General features: G+C 58.2%; 1 rRNA gene. It reads right to left on the bottom strand.

Annotation, left to right across the window (positions count from 1 at the left end):
- Window positions 1-176: 176 nt before the first annotated feature.
- A 16S ribosomal RNA gene (locus MRBLMD1_RS05480) occupies window positions 177-294 on the bottom strand; the annotation flags it as partial.

The following is a 294-nucleotide window of genomic DNA, read 5'->3' as shown; positions in this document are numbered from 1 at the left end:
TCCAGAACCACCAGGGTTCGTACTAGGAAAGGACACGACAACACAACGGCCGCTATTTGTTGATATTCCACCCATGAGCACCCGCCGCAGGACAATCGCCTGCGCAACGGGCTTGCTTCCTGACAACCCCCACACCCGGACATACATCCAGGCCGGTTGTTGTAGGTGCTCCTTAGAAAGGAGGTGATCCAGCCGCACCTTCCGGTACGGCTACCTTGTTACGACTTAGTCCCAATCGCCAGTCCCACCTTCGACAGCTCCCTCCCACAAGGGGTTAGGCCACCGGCTTCGGGT

It is taken from the genome of Pseudarthrobacter sp. LMD1-1-1.1, assembly GCF_040676255.1.
Lineage (GTDB): Bacteria > Actinomycetota > Actinomycetes > Actinomycetales > Micrococcaceae > Arthrobacter.
Note: the sequence above shows the minus strand (reverse complement) of the source record. Positions and strands in the feature narration are given on the sequence as shown.